Annotated in this window: 41 protein-coding genes; 16 read left to right on the top strand and 25 right to left on the bottom strand. The window is 57.9% G+C overall.

All coding sequences use genetic code 11. The features are described from left to right. Window positions 1–47 precede the first annotated feature (47 nt). The 6 genes from BLS87_RS32030 to BLS87_RS32005 all read right to left on the bottom strand — a co-directional run bounded on the left by BLS87_RS32030 (window position 48) and on the right by BLS87_RS32005 (window position 3,434). Complete coding sequence (locus tag BLS87_RS32030; RefSeq protein WP_074759127.1) at window positions 48–767, bottom strand: hypothetical protein; 720 nt, start codon at window positions 765–767, stop codon at window positions 48–50. Between the two features lie 64 nt (window positions 768–831). Further along, window positions 832–1,281 carry a Lar family restriction alleviation protein gene (locus BLS87_RS32025; protein WP_074759125.1) on the bottom strand — a complete coding sequence of 150 codons (450 nt, stop codon included), beginning with the start codon at window positions 1,279–1,281 and terminating at the stop codon, window positions 832–834. A 205-nt stretch (window positions 1,282–1,486) separates the two neighbouring features. Then, window positions 1,487–2,299: a hypothetical protein gene (locus BLS87_RS32020; protein WP_074759123.1), complete on the bottom strand. Its 813-nt coding sequence runs from the start codon at window positions 2,297–2,299 to the stop codon at window positions 1,487–1,489. After that, a complete protein-coding gene (locus BLS87_RS32015; RefSeq protein WP_074759121.1) occupies window positions 2,296–2,490 on the bottom strand; it encodes a hypothetical protein in 195 nt (64 codons plus the stop codon). Before BLS87_RS32015 ends, BLS87_RS32020 begins: the two co-directional genes overlap by 4 nt. Window positions 2,491–2,559: 69 nt before the next feature. Continuing rightward, window positions 2,560–3,234 carry a hypothetical protein gene (locus tag BLS87_RS32010; RefSeq protein WP_074759119.1) on the bottom strand — a complete coding sequence of 225 codons (675 nt, stop codon included), beginning with the start codon at window positions 3,232–3,234 and terminating at the stop codon, window positions 2,560–2,562. Further along, a complete protein-coding gene (locus BLS87_RS32005; protein ID WP_143024537.1) occupies window positions 3,231–3,434 on the bottom strand; it encodes a hypothetical protein in 204 nt (67 codons plus the stop codon). Before BLS87_RS32005 ends, BLS87_RS32010 begins: the two co-directional genes overlap by 4 nt. A gap of 286 nt (window positions 3,435–3,720) precedes the next feature. On the opposite strand from BLS87_RS32005, the gene BLS87_RS31995 reads away from it, so the two are divergent. Further along, window positions 3,721–3,915, top strand: coding sequence for a hypothetical protein (locus tag BLS87_RS31995; protein WP_074759113.1), 195 nt, complete (start codon window positions 3,721–3,723; stop codon window positions 3,913–3,915). Here the strand turns inward: BLS87_RS31995 and BLS87_RS31990 are convergent, their stop codons facing one another. Next, window positions 3,916–4,551, bottom strand: coding sequence for a hypothetical protein (locus tag BLS87_RS31990; protein WP_074759111.1), 636 nt, complete (start codon window positions 4,549–4,551; stop codon window positions 3,916–3,918). A 105-nt stretch (window positions 4,552–4,656) separates the two neighbouring features. Between BLS87_RS31990 and BLS87_RS31985 the strand changes: the two genes are divergently transcribed. Next, on the top strand, window positions 4,657–4,854 hold the full coding sequence (locus tag BLS87_RS31985; protein WP_074759109.1) for a hypothetical protein: 198 nt from the start codon (window positions 4,657–4,659) through the stop codon (window positions 4,852–4,854). Here the strand turns inward: BLS87_RS31985 and BLS87_RS31980 are convergent, their stop codons facing one another. The 5 genes from BLS87_RS31980 to BLS87_RS31960 all read right to left on the bottom strand — a co-directional run bounded on the left by BLS87_RS31980 (window position 4,855) and on the right by BLS87_RS31960 (window position 8,610). Further along, a complete protein-coding gene (locus tag BLS87_RS31980; RefSeq protein ID WP_074759107.1) occupies window positions 4,855–5,166 on the bottom strand; it encodes a hypothetical protein in 312 nt (103 codons plus the stop codon). Further along, window positions 5,157–5,384: a DUF7740 domain-containing protein gene (locus BLS87_RS31975; RefSeq protein ID WP_074759105.1), complete on the bottom strand. Its 228-nt coding sequence runs from the start codon at window positions 5,382–5,384 to the stop codon at window positions 5,157–5,159. Before BLS87_RS31975 ends, BLS87_RS31980 begins: the two co-directional genes overlap by 10 nt. 72 nt (window positions 5,385–5,456) lie before the next feature. Next, window positions 5,457–6,071, bottom strand: a complete 615-nt coding sequence (locus BLS87_RS31970; protein ID WP_074759103.1) for a hypothetical protein — start codon at window positions 6,069–6,071, stop codon at window positions 5,457–5,459. Further along, a complete protein-coding gene (locus BLS87_RS31965; RefSeq protein WP_074759101.1) occupies window positions 6,068–7,726 on the bottom strand; it encodes a YqaJ viral recombinase family protein in 1,659 nt (552 codons plus the stop codon). Before BLS87_RS31965 ends, BLS87_RS31970 begins: the two co-directional genes overlap by 4 nt. Continuing rightward, window positions 7,723–8,610, bottom strand: a complete 888-nt coding sequence (locus BLS87_RS31960; protein ID WP_074759099.1) for a RecT family recombinase — start codon at window positions 8,608–8,610, stop codon at window positions 7,723–7,725. The genes BLS87_RS31965 and BLS87_RS31960 overlap by 4 nt, the downstream gene beginning before the upstream one ends. A 236-nt stretch (window positions 8,611–8,846) precedes the next feature. On the opposite strand from BLS87_RS31960, the gene BLS87_RS31955 reads away from it, so the two are divergent. Next, window positions 8,847–9,044 (top strand): hypothetical protein, encoded by a 198-nt coding sequence (locus BLS87_RS31955; RefSeq protein ID WP_074759097.1) that lies wholly within the window; start codon window positions 8,847–8,849, stop codon window positions 9,042–9,044. 14 nt (window positions 9,045–9,058) lie between these two features. Here the strand turns inward: BLS87_RS31955 and BLS87_RS31950 are convergent, their stop codons facing one another. The 12 genes from BLS87_RS31950 to BLS87_RS31900 all read right to left on the bottom strand — a co-directional run bounded on the left by BLS87_RS31950 (window position 9,059) and on the right by BLS87_RS31900 (window position 14,824). Then, on the bottom strand, window positions 9,059–9,253 hold the full coding sequence (locus tag BLS87_RS31950) for a hypothetical protein (RefSeq protein ID WP_074759094.1): 195 nt from the start codon (window positions 9,251–9,253) through the stop codon (window positions 9,059–9,061). Then, complete coding sequence (locus tag BLS87_RS31945) at window positions 9,250–9,444, bottom strand: hypothetical protein (RefSeq protein ID WP_074759092.1); 195 nt, start codon at window positions 9,442–9,444, stop codon at window positions 9,250–9,252. The genes BLS87_RS31950 and BLS87_RS31945 overlap by 4 nt, the downstream gene beginning before the upstream one ends. Further along, on the bottom strand, window positions 9,441–9,857 hold the full coding sequence (locus BLS87_RS31940; protein ID WP_074759135.1) for a hypothetical protein: 417 nt from the start codon (window positions 9,855–9,857) through the stop codon (window positions 9,441–9,443). The genes BLS87_RS31945 and BLS87_RS31940 overlap by 4 nt, the downstream gene beginning before the upstream one ends. A gap of 109 nt (window positions 9,858–9,966) precedes the next feature. Then, on the bottom strand, window positions 9,967–10,167 hold the full coding sequence (locus BLS87_RS31935) for a hypothetical protein (protein WP_074759090.1): 201 nt from the start codon (window positions 10,165–10,167) through the stop codon (window positions 9,967–9,969). After that, window positions 10,164–10,430: a hypothetical protein gene (locus BLS87_RS31930; RefSeq protein WP_074759088.1), complete on the bottom strand. Its 267-nt coding sequence runs from the start codon at window positions 10,428–10,430 to the stop codon at window positions 10,164–10,166. Before BLS87_RS31930 ends, BLS87_RS31935 begins: the two co-directional genes overlap by 4 nt. A 140-nt stretch (window positions 10,431–10,570) precedes the next feature. Then, window positions 10,571–10,813 carry a hypothetical protein gene (locus BLS87_RS31925; protein WP_074759086.1) on the bottom strand — a complete coding sequence of 81 codons (243 nt, stop codon included), beginning with the start codon at window positions 10,811–10,813 and terminating at the stop codon, window positions 10,571–10,573. A 565-nt stretch (window positions 10,814–11,378) separates the two neighbouring features. Beyond that, window positions 11,379–11,522, bottom strand: a complete 144-nt coding sequence (locus tag BLS87_RS34350) for a hypothetical protein (protein ID WP_167362132.1) — start codon at window positions 11,520–11,522, stop codon at window positions 11,379–11,381. A 229-nt stretch (window positions 11,523–11,751) separates the two neighbouring features. Beyond that, window positions 11,752–11,952, bottom strand: coding sequence for a hypothetical protein (locus BLS87_RS31920; protein ID WP_074759084.1), 201 nt, complete (start codon window positions 11,950–11,952; stop codon window positions 11,752–11,754). Between the two features lie 444 nt (window positions 11,953–12,396). Continuing rightward, window positions 12,397–12,648, bottom strand: a complete 252-nt coding sequence (locus BLS87_RS31915; RefSeq protein WP_074759082.1) for a DUF1654 domain-containing protein — start codon at window positions 12,646–12,648, stop codon at window positions 12,397–12,399. Window positions 12,649–12,759: 111 nt separating this feature from the next. Further along, window positions 12,760–13,530 carry a hypothetical protein gene (locus BLS87_RS31910; RefSeq protein ID WP_143024536.1) on the bottom strand — a complete coding sequence of 257 codons (771 nt, stop codon included), beginning with the start codon at window positions 13,528–13,530 and terminating at the stop codon, window positions 12,760–12,762. Window position 13,531: 1 nt separating this feature from the next. Then, complete coding sequence (locus BLS87_RS31905) at window positions 13,532–13,876, bottom strand: hypothetical protein (RefSeq protein ID WP_074759078.1); 345 nt, start codon at window positions 13,874–13,876, stop codon at window positions 13,532–13,534. Between the two features lie 66 nt (window positions 13,877–13,942). Continuing rightward, window positions 13,943–14,824 (bottom strand): LexA family transcriptional regulator, encoded by an 882-nt coding sequence (locus BLS87_RS31900; RefSeq protein ID WP_244165936.1) that lies wholly within the window; start codon window positions 14,822–14,824, stop codon window positions 13,943–13,945. Between the two features lie 34 nt (window positions 14,825–14,858). Here BLS87_RS31900 and BLS87_RS31895 point away from each other — a divergent pair, with 34 nt between their 5' ends. Next, complete coding sequence (locus BLS87_RS31895) at window positions 14,859–15,053, top strand: Cro/CI family transcriptional regulator (protein WP_074759074.1); 195 nt, start codon at window positions 14,859–14,861, stop codon at window positions 15,051–15,053. Here BLS87_RS31895 and BLS87_RS31890 read toward each other — a convergent pair. Then, the gene (locus BLS87_RS31890; RefSeq protein WP_062390893.1) at window positions 15,050–15,256 is read right to left on the bottom strand and encodes a hypothetical protein; all 207 of its coding nucleotides are present in this window, start codon (window positions 15,254–15,256) and stop codon (window positions 15,050–15,052) included. The two genes, BLS87_RS31895 and BLS87_RS31890, sit on opposite strands and share 4 nt — an antisense overlap. A gap of 81 nt (window positions 15,257–15,337) precedes the next feature. Here BLS87_RS31890 and BLS87_RS31885 point away from each other — a divergent pair, with 81 nt between their 5' ends. From BLS87_RS31885 to BLS87_RS31830, 12 genes are all read left to right on the top strand, one after another. After that, window positions 15,338–15,763, top strand: coding sequence for a phage regulatory CII family protein (locus BLS87_RS31885; protein WP_074759072.1), 426 nt, complete (start codon window positions 15,338–15,340; stop codon window positions 15,761–15,763). 104 nt (window positions 15,764–15,867) lie between these two features. Beyond that, entirely contained in the window at window positions 15,868–16,782 is a 915-nt protein-coding gene (locus BLS87_RS34845; RefSeq protein ID WP_244165935.1) for a hypothetical protein, read from the top strand. Beyond that, window positions 16,766–17,548, top strand: a complete 783-nt coding sequence (locus BLS87_RS31875) for a hypothetical protein (RefSeq protein ID WP_074759068.1) — start codon at window positions 16,766–16,768, stop codon at window positions 17,546–17,548. The genes BLS87_RS34845 and BLS87_RS31875 overlap by 17 nt, the downstream gene beginning before the upstream one ends. Then, window positions 17,548–17,967, top strand: coding sequence for a DNA translocase FtsK (locus tag BLS87_RS31870; RefSeq protein ID WP_074759066.1), 420 nt, complete (start codon window positions 17,548–17,550; stop codon window positions 17,965–17,967). The genes BLS87_RS31875 and BLS87_RS31870 overlap by 1 nt, the downstream gene beginning before the upstream one ends. 109 nt (window positions 17,968–18,076) lie before the next feature. Continuing rightward, window positions 18,077–18,610: a THO complex subunit 7 family protein gene (locus BLS87_RS31865; RefSeq protein WP_143024535.1), complete on the top strand. Its 534-nt coding sequence runs from the start codon at window positions 18,077–18,079 to the stop codon at window positions 18,608–18,610. Beyond that, window positions 18,603–19,073 carry a hypothetical protein gene (locus tag BLS87_RS31860; protein WP_074759062.1) on the top strand — a complete coding sequence of 157 codons (471 nt, stop codon included), beginning with the start codon at window positions 18,603–18,605 and terminating at the stop codon, window positions 19,071–19,073. Before BLS87_RS31865 ends, BLS87_RS31860 begins: the two co-directional genes overlap by 8 nt. After that, window positions 19,070–19,300 (top strand): hypothetical protein, encoded by a 231-nt coding sequence (locus BLS87_RS31855; RefSeq protein WP_074759060.1) that lies wholly within the window; start codon window positions 19,070–19,072, stop codon window positions 19,298–19,300. Before BLS87_RS31860 ends, BLS87_RS31855 begins: the two co-directional genes overlap by 4 nt. Before the next feature lie 100 nt (window positions 19,301–19,400). Further along, window positions 19,401–20,015: a recombination protein NinG gene (locus BLS87_RS31850; RefSeq protein WP_244165934.1), complete on the top strand. Its 615-nt coding sequence runs from the start codon at window positions 19,401–19,403 to the stop codon at window positions 20,013–20,015. Continuing rightward, window positions 20,000–20,851: an HNH endonuclease signature motif containing protein gene (locus tag BLS87_RS31845; RefSeq protein ID WP_074759058.1), complete on the top strand. Its 852-nt coding sequence runs from the start codon at window positions 20,000–20,002 to the stop codon at window positions 20,849–20,851. Before BLS87_RS31850 ends, BLS87_RS31845 begins: the two co-directional genes overlap by 16 nt. Further along, window positions 20,848–21,393: a hypothetical protein gene (locus BLS87_RS31840; RefSeq protein ID WP_074759056.1), complete on the top strand. Its 546-nt coding sequence runs from the start codon at window positions 20,848–20,850 to the stop codon at window positions 21,391–21,393. Before BLS87_RS31845 ends, BLS87_RS31840 begins: the two co-directional genes overlap by 4 nt. A gap of 96 nt (window positions 21,394–21,489) precedes the next feature. Further along, on the top strand, window positions 21,490–22,029 hold the full coding sequence (locus tag BLS87_RS31835) for a GIY-YIG nuclease family protein (RefSeq protein ID WP_143024534.1): 540 nt from the start codon (window positions 21,490–21,492) through the stop codon (window positions 22,027–22,029). 169 nt (window positions 22,030–22,198) lie between these two features. Further along, window positions 22,199–22,516, top strand: a complete 318-nt coding sequence (locus BLS87_RS31830) for a hypothetical protein (RefSeq protein WP_074759052.1) — start codon at window positions 22,199–22,201, stop codon at window positions 22,514–22,516. Window positions 22,517–22,593 lie beyond the last annotated feature (77 nt).

The following is a 22,593-nucleotide window of genomic DNA, read 5'->3' as shown; positions in this document are numbered from 1 at the left end:
GATGTACGTGTCTTCACCCACGGATTCGATATCAAGCGGATAGGTCTTCATGGCGTCACCCGCTTGAACTCGACGACCCAGACCCATGGGTTGCTATTCCATGAGTCGGCTCCGTTGATGGATACCCACAACTCCCGCCATGCATCGAACGGATCGCACCAGTTGCCTGGGCCGGGCTCGTCTTTGAAGGGGTGGAAATAACAATCACCGTCACCGTGGTGGATGCGGTGAATGCCTTCAGCGACGTAGCGACTTTCGGACGCCGTCTCGCCTTCTCCCGCCTGAAGGCGCTCGACGCGGACTGAGGTGATCTCCAGCAGGATCCGGCACGCCGCGCGTGGCATATGGATGCTGGGCTTCCACTTGATGCCGTAATCTTTGCGCGCTTCGTCAGCATAAGACCCCGGACGGCAATCGGCGGCATATGCGTATCGCTGCAAGGGCCCTTCGGGATCTGGCCGGTGCTCAATGCCAGTTCCGCGCAGGTCTGTGAACGTCTCGCGCACCCACAGTCGGTCGCCGACGCTCCCATATGGGCAGCAACCAGACTGGGCAAGGGCCCGGGCGCATTCACCGGCATCATCACCCGAAACGCCGAACCCGTAACGACGATCCCGCTGCGCTACCGCAAACCAGGTGCCGTCGTCTTCAAGGCTGGGCTGTTGCCATGGCTTAATAATTCGGCGCGTGACAGTCTTCCGTCCTTCGCGGATGGCGCGCACCATCGGCGCCGAAAACAGGATCGGTCGTTCTTTTATTGCGGACACATGATCTCCTCGCCGCATACGCAGCAGGCAATAGGGATAGGGTGGGGCCGAACGGGCGGCGGGGTTACTGCGGGGTGGCGCAGTCGCGGCGTTTGCGAAACTCGTAGGTCATGTTGCGCAGGTTATGCAATGCCTCGTGTAGATCTTGGCGGGCGGAGTCAACCACCTCCGCAAGCTCGTCTTCGCCTTCATCGCCGCCTTCGTCGACATTCATCTGGGCCAGCGAATACGCCTTGTATGCCTCCTGCACACCGTCGGCTGCAGCGGCGAGGTATTCAGCGTGCTCGATCGCGTAATCCTGAGGCGTGCGCTCATCAACCACTGCGCGGACATCATCGGGCGGTGTGGTGCGGGTGTTCCAGGATTTCGAGGCCAATTCAGTATTGTCGAAGCCCTTCGTTTCCAGCCCGCATTTAAGACACATAATCCATTTAACGGAAGTCGTGTAGCCACCCATTTCTTCCGCCCCGCCTCCACAGCATGGGCACGGCAGCAGGTTGTTCGTATTGGTCATGATTTCACTCCTGAATGCCATTTCTCCCGGTATTGCGCTATGAATTCTGCAGGGAATGCCGAAACCCATCCGCACTGATGGCAGCGGAACTGATTACCCGTCCAGCTCGTGCGAGGTATGTTGCATTTCGTATCACCGGAAATGCCGCCGCCGCAATACGGGGTGTACCCGGCCACGTTGAGCAGGTTTGTGCGAACTTGACTCATCACTCACCACCCTTCGCGACTGGCGCATCGTCACTGGACCTAGCACCGCAACTAGAACAAGTTGTCGCTGTGCCCTGCTCGTTTATATCCCATTCATGCATACAGGCTGGCGCGGATTGGTGGGCGAGAAAGCGGTCTATCAGAACCTGCCCTTTAGAAGGCGCCCAATATTTAAGGTCGGTCAGCAATTCCCGCGCCTTGGTCAGTTCGGATTGCAGATCATCAACAAGCTGATCCGCCACGTTCAAGCGCTGCTGGAGTGCGGCGTTCTCGGCCTGCAGGCGGGTGACGTCCTTGCCTCGGGCCTGCCATGCCGCAAATGAGTGGCGCATCCAGTCCTGAATAAACACGCCTGCGGAAGTCTGCCGATAGTCAGCTGAAGCAAAGTGCCTGTCAGCCCAAGCGGAAAATTCAGCCTCTTCACACGTCACGCACTGATCGCCGAGGTCGGCACAAATGGCGCACACTACCTTTCCGCCAGACAGAGCCTTGCCCACCCAGTCGGGTGGATTCTTGATAGCGTCTGCGAAGGTCTTACGCTCCCCGCCACCAGGCGGAACAGTCAGCGCTGGAGGTTTAGGCTCTCCACCTTGTTGCGCACGGTTCGGATCGCAATAGCCAGCAGGAAGAACGGAGGTGTTGCGCTGATATTCGTCAAACCGGCGCTGCGCTTCGGCATCGCCCTTCAGGCAGCCACAGTGGTACGGGTGCGCGGCGTAGTCGATGTGGCAAAGCCGGTCGGGGTGTGGCTTCTTCTGCTCGCACCCGCAACGCGCTGGATGTGCTTGTGGTTGTTGGCATTCCTGACTCATAAGCCCTCCTGAATATCCCGCTCACCGTCAGGCCGCATGGCGTCGATGGCGTATTGGTTGATTTCTCTTGCGATGGTCAGCGCTTGCGCCGGGGCAAGATGAACCTGAGGCAAGCGGTGAAGGCTGATGCGATGCATACCGTCACGACCCAGCAGCACCGTGGCTCGGACTTGTTGAACTGGTTCAGGCATGGCGATATCCCTATAACCCATACAGGTTACTTTTCGAGATGTAACCTCTGGAGGTTACTGTGGGGTTGGTCAGGCGGCGGCCCGAGCGGCGTCAGCCGGTTTGTGATTGGCAAGGAACACTGCCCGGGCAAAGCCCGCCGGGGTCGCGCTACGGAAGTTGGCACGGTCGGGACCGGGAGGCGCCTTGTGGATTCGATCATCCGGAGAGCCCAGGCTTTCATCAGTGAATGGCGCTGGCATCACGAAGCCCCCCCCGGTCCACAGGCAAGTCTTTTTCGTGTACTGGTCGTCGGCGCAGAATCCTGAGAACTGCCACGGGTGAAACCAGTGGTCTGGCTTTCGCCAGAGGCTGCTGATCTGGCTGACTGGGTTCTCTGCGAACCATGGCGCGCCGGACAACTCGCCGATGATCTGACACTGCCAAACCACGTGCATGGCCTTGAACTGCACGGCCGGGTCAGCCTTGCGCTTCGCCTCGAACCAGCGGGCGCCGCTCACGGCAAGGTCGGTGCACGGCGGAAAGCCGGCCACGAACTCAACCCGGCCGGTGGCGACAGCATCCCGAATGACCTGCCACGATTCAGGGTGATCGATGATGCGCCCGACCTTTGTGATCGCGCCTTCGGTGTGCACGCCTTCAGGGTGTTGAGGGTCGATCAGGATGGTCTCGTAACCGGCCTCGACCCAAGGTTGGGCCATGACGCCGGTTAGGTCGCACAGGAAGATCGCGATCGGTTTTTTCATCTGGATAATTCCTTGGCCTTTTTCTTCGACCAGCTGAGTACGTCTGCGATGACGTTTTTCTTGAACATGCTCCGCTGGCGGTAGTAGTCGACGGCGTTGCGGGACACTGAAAAGCAGATGCCTTCCTTGAATCCCTGCTTCGCCAGCTCGTCGTGAACGCTCTTTTCGATGAATTCATGAGGTGTCATAACGGCACCCATTCATTGCTCGAGTCGTAGTAGCCGCGCCACTCACCCAAGGTGAAGACCAGCGTCCCTGGCGTGCACAGCCATGCAGACTTGATTGGCCCGCCCTTTAGCCTGAAGCTGGACTTGAAGGCGTGTAGCACGCGCCGCCTGATGCGAGGACGGGAAAGATCAATCCGCCTGACGCGGAGGTGGGGGTAGACATGCGTGATCCTCCAAGGGCTGCCATATGGCTGCTGCCCGCGTGATTCAAAGTTGGGGAATGGCCTACGCTTACCTCTCCACAGGAAGGGAGAAGGTCATGAGCGAAGATATGGAGAAGGCTTTGCGGATGGCCCTGAAGGCTGTGTTGATCGCGGCCGGGAAACAGGGGCTGGACCTTGAGGACCTGTCCAATGCTGCTGCGGACGAGCTTCTGCAGTACCGAGAATACGATTCACTGCATGTGCCGATGGCCATCAATGAGATTGAGGTGGCGGTGGATGCGCTGGCGTGATCAGGGACGGTTGTCAGCGCCGCAGTTCAGGCAGTCATGCTGAAAGCGCTGGCGATCAGAGATGAACCGGCCGCAACCGTGACAGTTGAACATCATTTCCCGCGGCTTTTTCGGCTTGATCAGCTTGATTCCTGTACCGCGCAACGCGTCTTTGATGCTGACCCGGTGACGGTGTACGAGACGACGTCTGATCGAGTCGATGTCGGCGCAGGCCCAAAGCTTGCGCTGCCCGCTCTGCGCCTGGTCGGCGAACATGAACGAAGCCCCCTCGAATTCCATTTCTGCAGCAAGGTCGAGATTCTCTGTCACCTCGCCGCGACTTTTGGCGCCGACCCAGTAGACGTCGTTGCCATTCCAGTCGCCGCAGACCTGAACATAGACCCGGCAACCAGGAACCAGCATTGCCTGATTGGCTTGCTCATCCATCAACTGGCAATCGACTCCATGGTGAGCCCGAGCGTCGATGTAATCCTTCGGCCATGGGATGTCGGTGTCGCGATGGCCGCAGGCCTGCTCCTGAGTGTACAAGTGGCACTTATCCAGGTCGGTGTAGTAGCCGCGGTGCTCCTTGCCGTGGAACGTCAGACCGTCGCCGACGTAGCTTCGACTGTCCTGCAGATAAAATTGATCGGCCATGGCAATGCTCAATGCAGAATCAAGCCTCCGAAAGTTCGGTGGCGAATAGGTTGGTGGTGGGCTATACGTGGTGACCGGCATGGGGTCGGTACCAGGAGTAAAACTATGAGTCAGCAACAAGCGCAGATAGATGCAGTGGAAAGTCTGCTTATCGCCCTTCTCAAAAACAATCAGATGAGCTTCGTCTCACACAAAGTTTTCGATGACGCTCATTCGCGCATCATGAGCGAGGACGGACCGCCCGGTACTTCAGAAAAGACCGCCGCAGCAGACTATCTCGGTCATTTGAAAACACTGCTGTAATCACTCATACCGGCCTATCCGCAAAGCTTCACGCTGATAGGCCAGTTCCAGTTTCCGCGCCACGATTGGTGACACCTCAATCTTGTGGCGCGGAACCTCAAGCAACGGCAGGGCCCGATCAGGCCCTAATTCATGCAGCCGATGAATCATCAGCGTCAGCGCTTCACCTTGCTCCTCGATCTCTGCCCAGGCCATCAGTTCGGCGAGCGCCTGCTTCGTGCCTGGCCGTACACGTAGCCGCAATTCCTCTTCGCCGTACGCCTTCCTCTTGAGCGCGGTCTTCTCGTCGCGCTGCTGCTGGGTCATCGCCATGACTCTTCATCCTCACAGAGATTTTTCGCCCACTCCAGCTGAGACCGGCAGCGGATCACGTTGTTGATTGCTGGTCGGCAGCCGATCCGCACCTTGTCGCGGACACGATGCGCAGTCGCCTTGATTGCTGCATCCGTTCCGTGGATTCGATACGCCAGGAGCATCGCCAGCAGAGCGTCTTCCATGGTCATCTGGTAGCTGGTAACGAGAGTCAGCATAAGCAAGCCCGCTCGGTGGTAGGTGGTGTTGTGGGTTGCGCTTGCGCTGCTTTGGCGCCTTGAAGACGCGCTTCACCGCTTCGTCACCGGATAGTCGATGTCGTTGTCACGGATCAGGCGACGCAGGTAGCAGGTGCTGATGCCCATATGGCGGGCGGCCTGGGAGCGGCTCACGCCGATGTCGCGCATAGCCTCGATGCGCTCGACGTTCTTGGCGTCTTCGGCCGGGTCGCTCTGGTTGTGCACCAGGTTCGCGGCGCCGCCGTTGGCAGCCGGCTGGAACTCGAAACCGTAAGCCCGCGCCATGGTGTAGAGCTGCTTGCGGCTGATACCGGTGAGTTCGGCGACTTCGCCTTGCGACAACGTCTTTGCCAGCTCGCGAACACGATCCAAGTCAGCCGGCGGCGCTTTCGTTTTCACCGGCTTGGCCTGCGCCTCTTCGATGTCCGGGACAATGCGCAGGCGGTGCATCGTTTCCTTCTTGCTTCGGCGGGGCGGCAGCGGCTTGCGATCTGGTGATGAGATCGGCGCGGGAGCCGTGCGGTACCCGTATGGCCGTGGAGCCGGAATAGGCCCTGCAACCTCAGACACCTGACCGCCGCGGCGAAGGTATTCATCCATAGCGGCGGCCAGTTCGGCCGACTTCGGCTGGTTGTGACGAACCATGCTCAATTCGAGGCTGATCATGCTGCCACCTGCTGCAGGACGACCCCGTCCATGCTGAATGCTTCGCCGTGGATGTGAACAAGGTCGTCGAGTGCGCCCCAGTTGACGGTGAGCACCGAAATCGGCGCTCGGCCTTCGTAGACGGCTTTAACCAGGACTGACAGGTCTGGCACATGGGCTTCCATCTTCGTCGGCTTCGGCGGCACTTTTGCTGATGGCGCGACCGTCGATACGCGCGCCGTAGGCTGGGGTTTAGGTGTTGGCGCAGAAGCCGACGGGGTGGGCGCCGCTTGCTCAACGGCCTTATTTTGCTCAGCAACCTTCGCGGCTTCAGCATCGGCGAGCTTCTTCGCTTCTTCCTCGCGGATCTGCTGGCGCTGTTTCTCCAGCCGGTCTTCCTCGGCTTTCTTGTGCTCGTCGATGCGGACCTTGATCAACGTCACCAGGTCATCGTTGGCCTTCATGACCAATTGCTGGATATCGTTGAACAGGAAGTTATGGTCGACGGCCAGCTCAGCCAGGCTGGCGAGGTTGAGGCGGATAGCGTCGGCCTTTTGGCTGGCATCGATCTTGGCGCGGGCGAGTTCGCTTTCGGCAGCGTCGCGCAGGCTGGCTATCGACTTCTTGCCTTTGATGGCGCCGGCAAAATCAGATGAGACTTGAGGCAGCAGCACGCGGCCACCGAGCGATGCGTTGATCTGATCAATATGCGACCTCAGAGCCGCTTGCGCCTTTGTGACGATCTCATCGCGAATCGCAACCTTGCGAGCCTTGACCAGCTTTTCGAGCTCCAGGCGCTTCGTCCGGGTTTGTTCGCTGATTTGGTCGATTGTGCGGAACAGCAGATCGATCGACTCGGTTTGGCTGAGGGCGTGCTGTTTCGCCGCTGCCAGCTTCGATTCGACTTCGCCGCACCATTTCACCGTTTTGTCCGCGTCAGCGAAGTGCTGATCGGTCTGCAAGTCGGTGTTAATGGCGCCAATGACGGCCAATGATCGGGCCTTGAACTGTTCAAGGTTGCTGGCAGTCACCATGCCGGTGACTTCGATGCGCAAAGCGGGCAGGGCTTCTGGTGCGGTGCCTACTGCCTCTGGAACGGCCTCTACCGGTTCGTAGGTCTCCAAGTCAGCTTTGAACTGCTTCCAGCCTGCAACAAGCTTTTCGGCGCGTCCGGGCACGGGGAAGTACTCCATCGACACGAAGTTCTCCTCGGTACCGTCGGAGCAGACGAAAATCACTTTCTCAGCGCCGGACACAAGCAGTTGCTGTTCCAGCTGCCAGTAGTAGTGGGCGTCCAGTTCCCCTGCGCGCACGTCAGCGGCGAGCTGTTCATTCCACATTTTGTGCTCGAACAGAATTTCGCCCAGCATGGTGCAGCCGTCCAGGGACGCGAGCAGGTCGCCGTCGGTGCCGACAACCGGGAAGAGGTCTTCGCCGATACGCGCTTCAAGGATCGGCCGAGCGCGCGCTTCTGAATCGTGGCCTTTGTCGAACAGGTATTTCTGAACCCACCACGAAATGTCCCGATCAAGACCGGTCTTCTTGGCGTGCAGCAGTTCGGTGCGTTTCATCTGCTTCGAGTCACCCATCATGGCGGGCGCTTCGGATGCAGTGTGATAGTTGGCGCGCAGCGCATGCCACTCGGGAGTCCCCTGGGCGACGTTATGGATCTTCATGCGGATTCTCCTTCGATGGGCGCGAGGTTTTTGATCTGCTCGATCTGCTGCTCGCTCAGGGTGTATTTGCTGCTGATGGTTGCGATCAGGTGCTCAGGCGACGACTTTCCAGCGTCGACCGACTTCTGCCACTTGGGCAGGTTTTCGCTGAGCTTGTCTTCTGGGTAGGGCGGCAGACCCGCAGGCTCTGGTTCGCGAACCGGGGAAACATCGCGAACGCGCGGGGCGCTTTCCTCCAGTTCGTCAGGGCTGTAAACGCCGAGGATCACATCGGGGCAGTAGAGACGGGACCAGCGCTTGGTCGCGAGATACGCCAGTTGCTGGCGAGGGTCGTCTGCCCAAAGCGTGCTGTTGCGAGTTCGTGCCTGTGCCAGCAGTAGCTCCAACACGCGCGGTTCGTCTTCACCGCGGAAGGTGGCCCAGACCTTCACGCCCAAGCCTTCCTCGTCCTGCATCTTCCAGCCTGGGACGCGGTACTCGCCCTTTTCGCCGCTCTTGATCGTGAACTTGCCGATCACTTTCTCCCACTCGCCAAACCACTCGTAATGCAAGCGATCCATGACCGGCGCGCAGGTGGTGATTACGGCGTTCACGAGTTGAGCCTCGTAGCCTAGGACCCCATTCACCAGGTGCGTTTTTTGCGCCACTGCGAAGGGGTTCATCTTCCACTGCATCGACTGCATGATCACAGCCAGGCAGTCGGCGGAGTTGCCGTTGAAGTGCTTCGGCAATGTTGCGCGGCCGGTGGCCATGACGTCAGCCAGTCGCATCATCTTGTCCAGGCTGTCGCCATCCAGCACGAGCGCGCTAGTGCTGGTCGCCGCGTGCGGGATGATGTGAAGCTGTTGCTCGTGCGCCACTGGCGCGGAATTTTGTGCGGACACGGAAGCTCCTTGCGCCATGCCGTTACCGGGGCGCTGCGATTGAATGGGGTGGGGGTCTCTTAGCTTTGCTAAGAAGCTGATAAGCAGCTATTGGGTAATGCGGTCAGCGAGTGACAGCGACAACATCAGGACGGTGAAGGCCGCGAGGACCGGGAACGATCTGCGCCAGAAGACAAGGCGCCGGCGGCGCCGGCGGCGCTGGGCGGCTGTCATGGCGCGCAGTGGAATGCACCACCATGTCCGCGGTTGCAGTAGAAATGCCCGTCGTCAGCGTTGGGCAGCCCGTATTCGCTTCCGCATGCGCAGCGGACTTCAGAGTCCATGTTCTTTTCAGCGCAAAACTGTTCCGCAAGCCTCACAAGATTTGGGACATGAACGGCAGTTGGCGCTATCGTTTCCCACGCGCCATCTACGAGCTTGATCCGTGGCTTTAAATGCGTGCGATTGCTCATGACCGAACCCTCACTGCGATCCGCCGTCCTTTCTGAATCGGTGCCAAGCGCTTTGTCAGATCACATACCGCGGTCTCGCGCGGCAGACCGAGCAATTCGTTGAACGGAAGGCCGAAGCCCATCACAGCCAGCTTGCGTTCGATGTCGTCGAGCTGCTCGTCGATCAGGGATTTCACGATTGGCGTGCTCATGCCGCTAGCCTCCCGCGCCGCTGGAGAATCTTCACCAGGCGCTCACAGTAGTGGTGGAATTCAGGGATGGTGATGAGGCAGTCGGTAAGCATCCCGGTGATGATCTTCTGGACAAGAACCTCGTTACCGGGCGGACAGTCGTCATCAGCGAGGCCCTCAAGTGCCACGTCGATCAGGATGTGCGGGCTCATAGGTCCGCATCCTCTGCTTCAGCCTGAAGACCTGCCTCGGCGTGCGGCTCGACCAGCGCGACCGCGATATCGAACAGCTTGCCCATCGACGTTTCGCCTTCGCCGAGCAGCGCCTCCCCAAACGTCTTGACTGGTCCTCCGCCGACGGCCGCGATGACCAACTGCGCGAAAAAGTCTTCAGTGTCCTCGCCGTCGATCTGCCGCTGATTCAGATGCAGCTGAACCGCGGCGAGGTAGCCTGAATACTCGACCACGATCGGCGCCGAGAGCCGACGGCGAATCACCAGGTCACAGCCGCGCATCAAGTTCTCCGCCGTGTTTTCAATCCAAACACGCGCCGCTTCTTCATGCCCAGAGTCTTCATCCGGCTGCATGTTGTCCCAGCGCGCTTGCGCTCTTGCGAATGAGTTCATGGTCGCCTCCGTGGCGAACAGGTGGACCGCATTGATCAGATGCCCGCGCATGTGACCAAGCCCGTGCCGTGAAGCACGCGGGCACCTGTCGATGCGGTCGGGGAGTGGGTTAGTAGTCGTCGTAATCAGGCTCATGTGCATACGAGCCAGGGTTCGGATGGTTGTGATTTTCCTCACCGCAAACCCGACACTCCAAGTAGCTGCAATCGAAGGTGCCACCGATCACGTTAGGGTCGCCGCCCCAATCGCTGACAAGCTTCCAGTCGTGATCGACCTCGCCGTTCACGACCTCGCACTGTGGTTCGCTCATGCTGCCTCCGGGTACTTCTCGCCGCAGAACATGCAATAGTTGCCAACCATCGACATATCCTGCTTCTTGCGGGTGAAACCACCTTTTTTCTTCGGCACCTCGTACTCGATGTGCAGGTTCAGCTTGTTCTTCATGCTGACCGAGCTGCCCAACAGCCAGGCGTAACCCTGAAGCTCGACTGAGAAGTCTTGCGAGCCCTCAGGCAGCTGGGCGCGGATCTTTTCCTTCGCCGACTCTTCGACAGTTTTTGCGCAATTGCACATGATGATCTCCTTGCTGATTGACCAAACACACTCAGCTGCAACCACAAGAACGCGAACGGCCAAGGGGCAGCGGAGGGGTTGCATGTGGGTGTGTTCGATATGGGGTAGGGGGTTCCGCATGTGCGGGCACTGCTGCTGAATTAGGCGGGGTCGTAGGTCGCTTCGAAGATGTCCGGCTTGCAAGGGTAGAACTCACCCTTCACCCCTCGAATGATCCAGTCGCCTGGCTGCGCAGTCATCACACCTTCGAGCGTCTCAATCTCCAGCGTGTTGCTGCCGAGGTCTTGCGAGCAGCTTGGGATTTGCATCTTTTCAACCGAAGCAAAAGTGCCGTCGAACTGGGCGGCCTGAATAACGACCGGTTTCTTGCGGAAATCTTGCATCGCAATCTCCTATTGCTCGCTCACTGGGAAGGCAGTGGCTACCTGTCGAATGGGGTGATACGAGCAGCGCGCCAGCTTCGCAGCCGAAGCTCCACCGCAACGCTTTCGGCTCCAGCTTTCGCCTTCAACGCCTACTGGGTTGCCCGTATCGGGGTGATGCAGAGCCCGGTGCTGATCTCCGGGTTGAGAGTCATGCCGCGGTCAACGGCTTTCGCCTACCGCAATATCAGTTATTACGAGCCGGTACCGCGCGGGCATAAAATAGTACTTAGCCGGTCAGCGCTCACTCTCGAGAACTGTTAGTTTTCAAACCCACGCATCAGCCTGCGCTTGTTGCTTCATCTGCATCGGGGTGTGATCTGCCAGCCTGCTAACGCCTTGAGCTCGTCGTGTTGCGGGAGCCTGTACTTGCAGATTGGTGATCTCAGATCACACCCCGATGCAGCCTCTTTCGAGGTGATCGGGCCGGTTGCCGTCCGGCGCATGCCAGCGATGGGATTGTTTGCCCCAGCTGCATGCGGCTCTTCGTATATCTCTCAGAGTCAGTTAGTTTTGGGCGGGGCCGTCAGATCCAGAAAGCTGCGACCCCGGTGGATATTCGCCAGCGTTCACGGTGAGCACGCAATGGACCGGTTGGCAGGCCGCTTTCAGGAGGCGGTTCTGGCCGCGCATGGCAGAGCGCTGCGCCGATCAGGATGATTTGGAGCATGTGAATCTCCAGTTGGACGGTCTGTGTTTCCGTTGATCCATGAATTCCAGGAGTTCTTGTCGATCACCTGACCTTCATATTCGTGAGCGCCACATGACCGGCAGTAGATGTGCGGGGTGCGCATGCCGAGCGATGTGGTGTTGCCTGATTCGCAGATCTTGCAGGCCATGTTGTTGCTCCAGGCTGTGTCATCCCACTGCGCACTCTGTGAATGCGCAGGAGTGATGGTTCAGCAGGGCCGAAGCTCTTGACAGTCGCCTGAAGCAGCACCCGAAACGATTATTCGGGAGACTTCGCCGTAAATGACAGGCATCTCCTCCAATGCTTCCTGTGCTTCTTTGAGGCTTTCCGCTTCCCACAGCGGATGCCAGTGGGACGGGCTATCACCGTATTTACGCTCGACCATCAGATAGTGAGATTGTGTTGCCATGGTCTTGCCCTCCTGGGCGGTTGATTTTCCGGATGCCCCTGTCTCCAAGGGCATCGAGGAAATCTGGTCTTGCACCGCGACCCGCTACTGGCGTCGGTCGCTGGCTACTTCGTGTTGTTCCTCCAGCCGCGGGCCTTTCGGCTTGTTCTCCCGCTGGATAACTGTTCTTGGCGCTTTAAGCTGCGCGCCCGGGGCAGTTGCCACCCCTCTGAATCGTTGAGGCCGATTCATCGCTGCCTTTGAAGCTGAGCCGGTGGTGATCCGGCAAGGTTTATCGCTAAAGAGCTGGCAGGACTCTTCAGTCCCTGTCGCACCGTTGGTTTGTCGCTGCGATGGGTGAACAATACCGCCGGTATTGTATGTAGGTCAATACCTCCGGTCATGTATTTTTCAACTGGCACAAAAAAGCCCGCAGCAAAGGCGGGCTCCTTGATGTGGTCGCGGTCAATCTTCTTTGGGTACAGTCCAGAAGAGCTGGATCAGGCCGTCGTCTCGGTGGGCGATGGTCACGTTGTCGTTCTCGGCGATCTCATCAAGGATGCGATCCCAGTCCGCCGGATCGTCATTCGCCGATGGTTCGAGCAAGACGGATTTCGATAACTGAGCCTTGGGCGTGTTAATCGCGCGCTGTACGCGCATGCCGAGCAATTCGTAGGAAGTCGGTTCTTTCGGTGCCTGGGGTTTCTGCTTTGCCATGTGATCCTCCTTGGTTAGCTGTATGGATATACAGTAAAAAGGATCCAAATGAATAGCAATATGCGGACACAAAAAAGCCCGCACAGAGGCGGGCTTCTTGAAGCAAAGGACTCAGCTTTTACTGCCTTGCGGTTTGATCTCCTGGTGAGCCCTTACCTGCTCCAGCAGTTTTTGAGTCTCGGCAGACTGGCGTTTGGCTTCCTCAAGCTGGCTTGACATTGCTTTGAGGGAGTCGTCCACCTTTTGGCTGGACTGAACAATCTGCGCTTTTGCTTCGGCAAGCACCGTCGTGTTCTCTCTGGCAGTATCGTAGTTCGAATTGCCGTAGCTCAGGATAGCGGCGAGTATACCGCCGACCCCAATTATCGTTGCGCCGGCTGCTCCCCAAATGCTGCCTTTGATATTTTTCAGATGGCCAAGCTCAACATGCATAGCCTTCAGCTCGCCCATTGACTCGGCAGAATTGAGACGGATTTCCGTCATGGCATCTTTAACCGTCTGCTCGAAGCTCTTAAGGCGAGCGTCCACCTTGAGGTCCTGGTTCTCCAAATGAACCTTTAGCTCTTCGCGATCCATATCAATCTCTACCTCAGAAACTTCGTTATCGCGTCCGATGAGTGGGATGGGAATATCTGTCAGAGTTGAGGCCGTGACGGGAGGCACCTCGAAGGCTGATGCCGTATCAAAACTCCGGTATCCGCGCCAAACAGGAATCACTCCCTCAGATGTATATACCGACGCAGCGAGATTCAACCAGCGCCGCGAGGCTCCATCTGTGTAGGTTTGGCTGTTCTCCTGCATCATCAGCGCTACCAAGACCATAGCATCAGATGAATGCTGCTGGCTCAATGTTTTGGAATAGCTAGCTGAGAGCCCTGACATTTTACTTGGCCTGTGTGCCGGCAGTAATCGCGGCCAATTGGGTATCGTATTTATCGATCGTTTCCTGAAGCGCCTTTGCAAGCCCGCGCGCAGCTTCAAGGGGAATAGTCAAATTCGCCACAGAAAAACGATAAAGCTGAGAATCATCATCCTTTCCTTCAGTGGTGATCCCGCCGTCTTTTTGCACAAATGTTTCGCTTAGAACGTCGACCGTGTCTCGGCCTGCTGTGATCATGACCTTCGGCCCGGTGCCGGTATGAATCGCAGTAACGTTGAAAGCATCAACCATTTCATTGACGAAAGCCGGGGATTTAACGTGCTTCAGCTTGGAACCTACTTCAAACATTACCTATCTCCCTGATTTATGAATTTTTGCTATTCGCAAAGCGTGTCTTTCGGAACCCGTTACCTGTTACAGATCGCCGCCTCGCCAGATGACCCGCCCAATGATCCGATGCTCGTTCACGTCACTGCGTGACAGCAGCAGATCGCCGTACTCATCCTTGTCTTCGTTGTCGCTTCGGATGATCCATCCGCCCAAGGGCGACTGCACCAGGCGTTTCACGATCGCGCCTTTGTCCGTGCTCGACAGGACGAACACATGCCCATCAGCTGGCTCGATCTTCGACTTGTCCACCAGGAGTACGTCGTGGTCGTTAATCGTCGGCCACATGCTGTCGCCTTCGGCATAGATCACCAAAAGGTTCTCGGCCTTCACACCCTTGGTGCGCAGCCAGTCCAGCTTGAACGCGAGTGTGGCCAGCGTTTCAACGTGCGGGTTTTCATGCCCCAGCCCTGCAGCAGCTTTGGCGCTGTACTGAGGAATGTGCGCGTACTTGTCTTCTGCGGCTTCAGTATCGCTGCCGACAGGAAAAGGGGTGTTTGCCGCCGTTCTTGAGTGCACGCCTGGCGAGTGCTTCACCTCGGCCGGAGCGGCCAGACCCAGTTCGCCGATCTGGCGCGCCAAGGTAGGGCTTATGTCCTCGATCTTCACATCAAGCATTTTCGCAAAGACAGCAACAGCCTTGAGACTCAGAGCGGTACGACGATTCATAAAATGGCTGATCGCGCCCTGGGTAACGCCGTCACCCAATCCCTCAGCAAGCTTTTCCTGAGTGAGCTTTAAAGCCGCGCGCTTCTTCTGAAAGATTTCCTTCAGGCGGTCGCTATCGTCCAGTTGCCAATCGGCAAGCGGCAGTCTTCGAGAGTCTTTAGTCATCCACAAATCATAATACCTGCGGTATTCGTGCAACCAATATCGCCGGTATTGACTGGCAACAATACCGGCGGTCATACTGGCGCCGAGCAAACACGTAGAGGACGTCGCAATGCGCCGTATCCCGCTTTCTGAATTCGCAAAAGAGCACGGCCATACCAAGGCCGCGCAGATGCTTGGCTGCACTCAAGGAGCCCTGAGCAAGGCCATCCGAGTCGGCCGAGACGTCGTTGTTTTCTGCAATGAGGATGGAAGTCTTACGGCGCTGGAGCAGCGTCCGTTTCCTTCCCAAAAGACAGCGGCCTAACCGCGCTTCGAGCTGAGCGAGATCGTCGCCAGTTCGAAGCCGCGTAGAGCCTCTTGGCTCAACTGATCACGTAACTGACTGGCCTTCTGCTCGAACGCAGGCCAGAGCCTCATCTGAGAAGACAGGGGCAGGGTGGATGCCAAGGCACCCACAAAGCAGCAGAGGGCGGTTATCTCGCCTTGCAGTTCGGAAGAGTCGGTCATGGATACGTCCTTGATCAGTTGGTAAGCAAATGATCGCGTCGCTGGTGGCGTAACGCCACGTAACAATTTTCGAGGTGTGACATGCAGGAATTGATGAAGGCCATCTACGACGTGGTGGACACGCACGGCGCGAGCAAGATCGCCGAGGGCGCGAGTTTTCCTTCGCGGACTTTGCTGTCGCAGAAAGCCAACCCGGACTACGACAGCCACAAGATGAACGTGCAGGAACTGCACCGGATCATGAAGTACACCGAGGACTTCCGCCCGCTGAAAGCTTGGGCTGAGCACTTCGGATTTGACCTGGTCCCGAAAGAGAAGCCTGCACCTACCGACCTGAACTCGGCGCTGATGCGCCTGCACGTAGATCTCGCTGACGTGACTCGACTGGCCTACGACGCACAGTCGGATGGGCATGTGTGCTCGCGCGAGAAGTCGGAACTGATCAAGGAAGCCGACGAGGTGATCGTCAGCCTGGAAGTTTTCAAGCAGTCCGTAAAGGTCGCCTGAATTTCAGGCACAAAAAAACCACCAGGCCCGGTGGTTCTTAAGTACAGCAATCAGCGAGAACCATTATGGCAGCACTACATGCGATAAGCAAAGGTCGGTTGAGGATGCAGCTCACTGAATTGGCTGGAAGCGCCGTAGCCGTATATCCGGCTTTCAGGCGCGTTCTCGGGTTGAGCGCATCCGCCGCTCAGTTCCTTTCTCAAGCCGTCTATTGGACCGAAAAGACCAACGATGGCTGGTTCTACAAAACCGAATCTGAATGGGAGGTCGAAATCGGCCTGTCATGCAAAGAGGTGCGCACTGCACGCAAGAGCCTGGGACAGATCCAGCTCTTGGAAGAAGTCAGAAAGGGCGTTCCGGCAAAAATGCATTTCCGTGTCGACACCGAGTTGCTGCTCGATTATCTGTCCGGCGAGAAGGTTCTTCCTGTACTGCCCAAAGAGCACAACAAGTCCTGCCCAAACGGCACAACTGGTTCTACCCAAACGGCACAACAAGTTCTGCCCAAAGGGTCAGACAAGTGCGACCGAAACGGCACAACTATTACAGAGACTACACAGAAGACTACACACAAGACTACTTCACAGGCGCTCGCTCCGGCTTCGCCAAAGCGTGCCAAGAAAAAATCCGAAGGTGACGAAGCCAAGCAGGAAGCCTGTCGTGGAATCTGGGCGACCTATGCCAGTGCCTACCAGGACCGATACGGCGCAACGCCTGTTCGCAATGCCAAGGTCAATCGCCAAGTTGTTGAACTCTGGAAACGTCTTGGTGGTGAAGCGGCAGCGGTCGCCCAGTTCTTCGTCGGCATCAACGATTCGTACCTCATCCGCAACTTCCACGACATCGGATCGCTGCTCGCCAAGGCTGAGAGCTATCGCACCCAGTGGGCTACCAATCGCCAGATGAACGCGACTACAGCCCGCCAGATGGAGAACACGCAGGCCAACATCAACGCTGCACAGCAGGCAGCGTCCGCTATCCGCAACGGGGGAGGGCGTGGCAATGCTTTCATTCGATGATCAAGCAGAGCTCGCGATGGCGATCTGCGCTACTGCGGAAACCCTCGGGCAGACCATAAGCCCCAGCGCTGCCCAGATGATGGCCGAGGACTTGGCAGAGCACACCATCGAGGTGATCGCCAGCGCCTTGCGGAGCTGTCGCCGCGAACTGACTGGACGCTTGACCCTTGGAGCCATCCTGCAGCGCATTCAGGCAGCGGACGGCCGTCCGGGAAAGGATGAGGCCTGGTCGATCGCCATGGCTGCCAGTGATGAGTTTGACACCGTCGTACTGACTCCAGAGATCAGGCAGGCCATGAGCGCGTCTGGGCCGATTCTCGACGCTGGCGATAAGGTCGGCGCTCGTATGGCTTTCCTCAGTGCCTATGAGCGTCTGGTTAGCTCAGCGCGCGCAGAGGGAACGCCTCTCAAGTGGGAGGTTTCCCTCGGCTACGACCAAGCACGTCGCGTTCAAGCGATTGAGTCTGCCGTTCGCTCGCAGCTGATCAGCCAAGACGCTGGCACGAAGTATCTCGCTGACTTGCGAATCGCGCCTGTTACCGAGGATGGGCGCGCCGTCGCCGGGTTACTGACCGGGACCGTCTCACGACCGAGCGCAGACGTCAGGGCCAAGCTGAAGGTCATCAAAGACAACATGGCCGAAATGAATGCCGCGTCCGAAGAGCGCCGGCTGGAGATGAAGATCCAGGCCGCTAACGAACTGGCCGAGCGCCGCGCGCTGTTGAATCGCCAAGCTGAAGAGCTCGCTGCAAAGAGGGTTTCCTGATGACCAGTCGCGAACAATTCGAAACCAAATTCCCAGTTCCTGCTGGCGTAACCTGGAACCCTGAAACCTCGCGCTACGTGCTGACCGAGCTGCGCAATTCGACGGTGACCACCTACGAGGCTCACGTCGAGCGCTGGGTGGTGTGGCAGGCGGCATGTGAGTCGATGGCGGATGAAGCCATCAGTCCTGACGTGAAAGCCCTTCTTGCGCAATTGGAGCAGCAGGAAAGGGACAATTTGCTCATGGCAACCAGCTTCGTTCTCCAGACGGGCAGGGCCTCTATTTCTGCGCTGCAGCGAAACTTCAGGATCGGCTACGGCAGCGCTTGTCGACTTATGGACAAATTGGTCGAGCGCGGCGTGGTGACTGATATCGACAGCCATGGCCGTCGTGAAGTCATCTCGGGGGCCCGGCCATGACCAACCGAATCTGGATCGTCCTGACCATCATCGTCGTGGTAGCCGGTTATGGCTTGCACCACAAAGTTCAGCGGGTTACTGCGCCTGTGAACATCGCGGGGGTTTTCAAATGAGCGGCCTGATTTGTCGGAAAACGATGATGCCATGCCAGACCTCTGGAATGTGCGCCCCCCATGGCGGCTGCCAGCCAGAGAAACGGTTTGAGGACCAGCATCTTGACCTTGGGAAATTCGTCGACTGGGTCTATGCGCTGAAGGCTGAGCGCGACCAGCTCAAAACCGAGAACACCGACCTACACGCCACCCTTCAGGCTGCTAAGGGGGAGATTGAAAGGCTCAAGGGTGAGAACGAGGCGTTGCGCAAAGAGCGCGAAGGCAAAGTTCTTGTTTCGCTACAGCCATCGCCTGGCTTGTTGATGAGCATGGCTATCCGTAACGATCACGCCCTTGGCTGTCCTGGTTACTACGACCAGACGATTATGGGGCGTAAGCGAGGGTATGAGGGCGTTAGCCATGCCCGGATGCTGGAATGCGCGCTGACCGAAATGCGCAAGCTGTACGAGGAGGTTGTGGGGGCTGGTTTTTACTCGCCAGAGAAGGAAGCTGGCTATGTCGCCATGAGCAAGGAGGCCAGCCATGACTGACAAGATCAGCATCAACTGCCAATCCAAGCTCACTGAAGCCATCACCCGCATGACGGCGATGTACCGCGACAAAAAGTTCGTCGTGGTCTCCCTGCGCCCGGGCAAGGACCGCACGCTGGATCAGAACGCACTGTGGTTCGCCTTCTACAAGCGCATCGCCGAGATGACCCAGATCGGCAACGCCAGTGATGCGCGCAAGTACTGCAAGCTTCACCACGGTGTTCAGATCCTGATCAACGAGGACGAGGACTATCGCGCGGCCTGGCACCGGACCACGAAGCATCTGACCTACGAGGAAAAGCTCGGACTGATGGGTGACTGCAAGCTGCTCGGTCCGGACGGCTTCCCTGTGACCAGCCTGTTCAACCGCGCCCAGGGCATCGCCTACACCGATCGCATCGTCGCGGATTTCAGCAGCAGGGGCGTGTACTTCGGCGATCTGCTGGGCGAGGTGGCCGCATGAGCCGCCGTGATTGGTACGACCGGCGTATAGACAAGCGTGTCGCCCTGCAGATAGCAGAGGAGCAGGGGATTGTCGCAGACAGCACTTCATATCGCGCTGACCTCGTCGAGCGCATTACCTCCGGCGCAATCACATTGAGGCAAGGGCAGGAAGAGCTGCGCAAGGTGATTCGCGACGCAAAAAAGAACGGAAAGAAGACCCGCTCGCAGATCTGGAGGTCGGCATGAAGACCATTAAGACCCTCATCAGCGCCGCCCGCTGCTTCGTCACGCTCATTGAGGCTGGGTATCAGCACCACCAGGTGGAGTATCAGTTTGGAGGTGGGCTGTGATCGGACAGGCAGTGAAGAAGTCGCCACCGGCGCGCAAGCAGAAGACCTGCGCCAATCCGGAATGCGCCACCAAGTTCGTGCCGGCCAAGCTGGGGCAGAAGGTATGCGGCTGGGCGTGCGGCCTGGCCATCGCTCCGGCGAACCAGGAAAAGGCCCGCAAGGCACTGGCTCAGATTGAGCGCAAGGAAGTCCGAGCGCGTAAGGAGAAGCTGAAGAGCAGGGCGGAATACGCGAAGGAAGCCCAAGCAGTGATCAACCGCTACGTGCGCCTGCGCGATGCGCATCTCGGCTGCATCAGCTGCGACAAGCCAGCGTCGTGGGGAGGGCAGTGGCATTGCTCGCACTTCCGTAGCGTCGGTGCAGCCCCCCACATCAGGTTCAATCTTTGGAACATGCACCGTGCTTGCTCCATTTGTAATAACCACCTGAGCGGGAACATTGCTGGGTACAGGCCAAGGTTGATCGAGAAAATCGGGCAGACCAAAGTCGATTGGCTCGAAAGCAATCATTCGGTTGCCCGCCATGACATTCCGTACTTGAAGCGAATCAAGGCAGTTTTCACCAAAAAGTGTCGTCGCTTGGAGGCTCGAATTCAATGCAATGCAGCGTAGAAAACTGTGAGCGTGAAGCGTCCTACAAGGCGGCGAAGCTCTGTAAAATGCACTACTTCCGCGTGCGTCGGAACGGAACCGTCGTGAAGACGCCGATAGGGCGCGCCCTTCGATATGTCACTCCGAACGGCTACATCACTTTGTACAAGCCCGGTCATCCCCTGGCGAACAAGACGAACTGTGTCTTTGAGCACCGCTTTGTCATGTGGCCGATTGTAGGGCCGGAATGCCGTCCATGTGAGCTTTGTGGCCTGCCGCAAACGTGGGCCACCTGCCACGTAGACCACATTGACGATGATCGTCAGAACAACACTGCATCGAACCTCAGGATTCTGTGCCGTGGCTGTAACGTGAAGCGCGGCTTCAGGCCTGAGTCACATGAATTCCGTAGCAGTGTGGGACTCATCGAGTTTGAGGGGCGGCGCGATACAGCTACAGCCTGGGCTCGCGACCCCAGAGTGAACGTAAGCGGCAAAACAATACTGTTCCGAAAGGCTGCAGGCGCATCGGATTTCGAAGCGCTATTCGGCGACAAGGTCACCCACAACGGGCGCAAGCCTATCCCGCCGCCACGCAAGACGAATCACAAGTACGAAAGAAGCAACGCAGTCGCCATAACCATCGAGGGTCACACCATGACCGCTGCCGAGTGGCATCGGGAGCCAGGCGTAACCGTGTCCGTGAGATCGATAGTCAACCGGATCAGAGAAGGCATTGATCCGATTGATGCCGTTTTCGCAAGGCCCGGGAAGAAACCCATCGCAGACGACGACCTGAAGGCGCTGACAGCGCTTTACCGGGCAAAGACCAAAGAGCTGAAGGGGAGAGCAGCATGACTTATCGCAATGTGGTGTCAGCAGTGGTGCGGGCTCTTGCGGCTGAAACGATCAACAGTGCCGGAGGGTGCGATTTCGAGCCGAAGGTCCAGTGCGCAAAGCAGAGCGGAGAGATTCTCGGAAAAGAGGCGGCATTCCTTCAAGACTGCTGGGTCTTCGGTCGCCTTCATAAGGGCTTGAGTGCTCCCCAATGGCGTTCATTGGTTGCTAAGTACTCGACACATACTGATCGCAAGCATGCAGCAATAACCGAGCTAACCAAGGCGATTCGTTCGCCGGCGCCCGAGCGATTCCGTCACTGCGCGGTTGTGACATGGGCGCTGCCAAAGCTGTTGGGTGTTGAGGGAAAGCGCTCAACGAATGTCCTGCCTGCTGGCTGGTACGAGATGGACAACTGGACCGATGAGCCGCACCCGGTGAAGACCCAGGAGCGGTGGAGGCGAGAAATTCGCAAAGCGCTTGAGCGGGCTGTTGACGAGGCGCTAGTCGAAGTCGGGCACATTCTTGAGCATGAAGGTCTGCTTATTTCAGAAGCAGCTTGACGAAAATTGATCCAATGAGCCATTATCTGCCCATCCTGTGATACGTGCGCTTGGTTAGGACGTGTTCAATCGCAGGGGTGGGCCAAGGGGAACAAATTGACCCAGACCCAAAGAATTCTGTTTATGGAAACCTCCCATCTGCCAAGCATCTGCCAGCGCTCGCGTTGTCTGCGGGATGCCTTGGGCAAGACAAATTATTGCGCCGCTCACCAGCCAAAACCTAAAGCGCCACCTCCTGCATGGAAGGGACTTCCGGCTGTCTACATTGTTGGGATGGCGGGCGAGCCGTTTGCAAAAGTAGGATACGCCACAGAGCTAAGCTCGCGCTTAATCGGGATGCAGGTTGGATCGCCAAAACCTCTACTCATACATTGCGTGTTCCGTGGAAGCTTGCGAGCAGAGTCAGCACTCCATCGTGAACTTCAAGAGCATCACGTGCGTGGTGAGTGGTTCCACCTGGATCCAGTTAAACTGATGTGCCATCGGCTTTCCCGGGATCGCGATGAGCGCATACGCTTGGGGCTCACTGGCCTGATTTGTCCCTGGAACGATGATGGTTACCACTGGGACGCCAAGGGGCTTCCCATGAGCAAGCTCAAGAAAATGCGCATCAACAATGGGCTGGAAAAGATTTAGCGCCATAGTGCGCAACTCACCACCGACGCACACGAACATCGAAACCCGGCCAATGCGCCGGGTTTTTGCGTTTCAAAGTGGCCCTTATTAGGCCCTCATGCTTCCATCGTGCTGCTCCTCCAGCGCTCCTTTGCCCGGATGTCTCGGGCCTTTTATTCCGGATGTCACCATGACTGAAGTCTCGCGCATCGCTGACAGTACGATGTTCAAGCTCATCGTGCCCATCCTGCAAACCGTTATCTCTCTCGGAGCCCTCGCCGCGTTCAGCTACGTGGTGTCCTCGCTGTCATCCCTCCAGGTGGCTCTTAACAACTACCAGACCACCCAGGCCGTGACCATCCAACGGATCGGCTCCATCGAGCGAACACTCGACTCGTACGGAGTGACGCTTGGCGTGGTGAAGACCTCGACAGAGAAGCAGGAATACCGTGTGGACACACTCACCGATGCCGTGAAGCAGCTGACGCTCAACGGACGGCCAAAGTGAGGTGCGCACTGGTTGTGGTGCTGTTGCTTGCCGGCTGCGCACAGCAAGACTCAGGAACCCGGCAACCAGCCGAGCAC

The organism is Pseudomonas abietaniphila, from assembly GCF_900100795.1.
Taxonomy (GTDB): domain Bacteria; phylum Pseudomonadota; class Gammaproteobacteria; order Pseudomonadales; family Pseudomonadaceae; genus Aquipseudomonas; species Aquipseudomonas abietaniphila.
Note: the sequence above shows the minus strand (reverse complement) of the source record. Positions and strands in the feature narration are given on the sequence as shown.

Coding starts and splice junctions, on each gene's coding strand:
- BLS87_RS32025 (WP_074759125.1), bottom strand. CDS start 1,281: ATGACCAATACGAACAACCTGCTGCCGTGCCCATGCTGTGGAGGCGGG.
- BLS87_RS32020 (WP_074759123.1), bottom strand. CDS start 2,299: ATGAGTCAGGAATGCCAACAACCACAAGCACATCCAGCGCGTTGCGGG.
- BLS87_RS32015 (WP_074759121.1), bottom strand. CDS start 2,490: ATGCCTGAACCAGTTCAACAAGTCCGAGCCACGGTGCTGCTGGGTCGT.
- BLS87_RS32010 (WP_074759119.1), bottom strand. CDS start 3,234: ATGAAAAAACCGATCGCGATCTTCCTGTGCGACCTAACCGGCGTCATG.
- BLS87_RS32005 (WP_143024537.1), bottom strand. CDS start 3,434: ATGGGTGCCGTTATGACACCTCATGAATTCATCGAAAAGAGCGTTCAC.
- BLS87_RS31995 (WP_074759113.1), top strand. CDS start 3,721: ATGAGCGAAGATATGGAGAAGGCTTTGCGGATGGCCCTGAAGGCTGTG.
- BLS87_RS31990 (WP_074759111.1), bottom strand. CDS start 4,551: ATGGCCGATCAATTTTATCTGCAGGACAGTCGAAGCTACGTCGGCGAC.
- BLS87_RS31985 (WP_074759109.1), top strand. CDS start 4,657: ATGAGTCAGCAACAAGCGCAGATAGATGCAGTGGAAAGTCTGCTTATC.
- BLS87_RS31980 (WP_074759107.1), bottom strand. CDS start 5,166: ATGGCGATGACCCAGCAGCAGCGCGACGAGAAGACCGCGCTCAAGAGG.
- BLS87_RS31975 (WP_074759105.1), bottom strand. CDS start 5,384: ATGCTGACTCTCGTTACCAGCTACCAGATGACCATGGAAGACGCTCTG.
- BLS87_RS31970 (WP_074759103.1), bottom strand. CDS start 6,071: ATGATCAGCCTCGAATTGAGCATGGTTCGTCACAACCAGCCGAAGTCG.
- BLS87_RS31965 (WP_074759101.1), bottom strand. CDS start 7,726: ATGAAGATCCATAACGTCGCCCAGGGGACTCCCGAGTGGCATGCGCTG.
- BLS87_RS31955 (WP_074759097.1), top strand. CDS start 8,847: ATGTCCGCGGTTGCAGTAGAAATGCCCGTCGTCAGCGTTGGGCAGCCC.
- BLS87_RS31950 (WP_074759094.1), bottom strand. CDS start 9,253: ATGAGCACGCCAATCGTGAAATCCCTGATCGACGAGCAGCTCGACGAC.
- BLS87_RS31945 (WP_074759092.1), bottom strand. CDS start 9,444: ATGAGCCCGCACATCCTGATCGACGTGGCACTTGAGGGCCTCGCTGAT.
- BLS87_RS31940 (WP_074759135.1), bottom strand. CDS start 9,857: ATGAACTCATTCGCAAGAGCGCAAGCGCGCTGGGACAACATGCAGCCG.
- BLS87_RS31935 (WP_074759090.1), bottom strand. CDS start 10,167: ATGAGCGAACCACAGTGCGAGGTCGTGAACGGCGAGGTCGATCACGAC.
- BLS87_RS31930 (WP_074759088.1), bottom strand. CDS start 10,430: ATGTGCAATTGCGCAAAAACTGTCGAAGAGTCGGCGAAGGAAAAGATC.
- BLS87_RS31925 (WP_074759086.1), bottom strand. CDS start 10,813: ATGCAAGATTTCCGCAAGAAACCGGTCGTTATTCAGGCCGCCCAGTTC.
- BLS87_RS34350 (WP_167362132.1), bottom strand. CDS start 11,522: ATGCTCCAAATCATCCTGATCGGCGCAGCGCTCTGCCATGCGCGGCCA.
- BLS87_RS31920 (WP_074759084.1), bottom strand. CDS start 11,952: ATGGCAACACAATCTCACTATCTGATGGTCGAGCGTAAATACGGTGAT.
- BLS87_RS31915 (WP_074759082.1), bottom strand. CDS start 12,648: ATGGCAAAGCAGAAACCCCAGGCACCGAAAGAACCGACTTCCTACGAA.
- BLS87_RS31910 (WP_143024536.1), bottom strand. CDS start 13,530: ATGTCAGGGCTCTCAGCTAGCTATTCCAAAACATTGAGCCAGCAGCAT.
- BLS87_RS31905 (WP_074759078.1), bottom strand. CDS start 13,876: ATGTTTGAAGTAGGTTCCAAGCTGAAGCACGTTAAATCCCCGGCTTTC.
- BLS87_RS31900 (WP_244165936.1), bottom strand. CDS start 14,824: ATGACCGCCGGTATTGTTGCCAGTCAATACCGGCGATATTGGTTGCAC.
- BLS87_RS31895 (WP_074759074.1), top strand. CDS start 14,859: ATGCGCCGTATCCCGCTTTCTGAATTCGCAAAAGAGCACGGCCATACC.
- BLS87_RS31890 (WP_062390893.1), bottom strand. CDS start 15,256: ATGACCGACTCTTCCGAACTGCAAGGCGAGATAACCGCCCTCTGCTGC.
- BLS87_RS31885 (WP_074759072.1), top strand. CDS start 15,338: ATGCAGGAATTGATGAAGGCCATCTACGACGTGGTGGACACGCACGGC.
- BLS87_RS34845 (WP_244165935.1), top strand. CDS start 15,868: ATGCAGCTCACTGAATTGGCTGGAAGCGCCGTAGCCGTATATCCGGCT.
- BLS87_RS31875 (WP_074759068.1), top strand. CDS start 16,766: ATGCTTTCATTCGATGATCAAGCAGAGCTCGCGATGGCGATCTGCGCT.
- BLS87_RS31870 (WP_074759066.1), top strand. CDS start 17,548: ATGACCAGTCGCGAACAATTCGAAACCAAATTCCCAGTTCCTGCTGGC.
- BLS87_RS31865 (WP_143024535.1), top strand. CDS start 18,077: ATGAGCGGCCTGATTTGTCGGAAAACGATGATGCCATGCCAGACCTCT.
- BLS87_RS31860 (WP_074759062.1), top strand. CDS start 18,603: ATGACTGACAAGATCAGCATCAACTGCCAATCCAAGCTCACTGAAGCC.
- BLS87_RS31855 (WP_074759060.1), top strand. CDS start 19,070: ATGAGCCGCCGTGATTGGTACGACCGGCGTATAGACAAGCGTGTCGCC.
- BLS87_RS31845 (WP_074759058.1), top strand. CDS start 20,000: ATGCAATGCAGCGTAGAAAACTGTGAGCGTGAAGCGTCCTACAAGGCG.
- BLS87_RS31840 (WP_074759056.1), top strand. CDS start 20,848: ATGACTTATCGCAATGTGGTGTCAGCAGTGGTGCGGGCTCTTGCGGCT.
- BLS87_RS31830 (WP_074759052.1), top strand. CDS start 22,199: ATGACTGAAGTCTCGCGCATCGCTGACAGTACGATGTTCAAGCTCATC.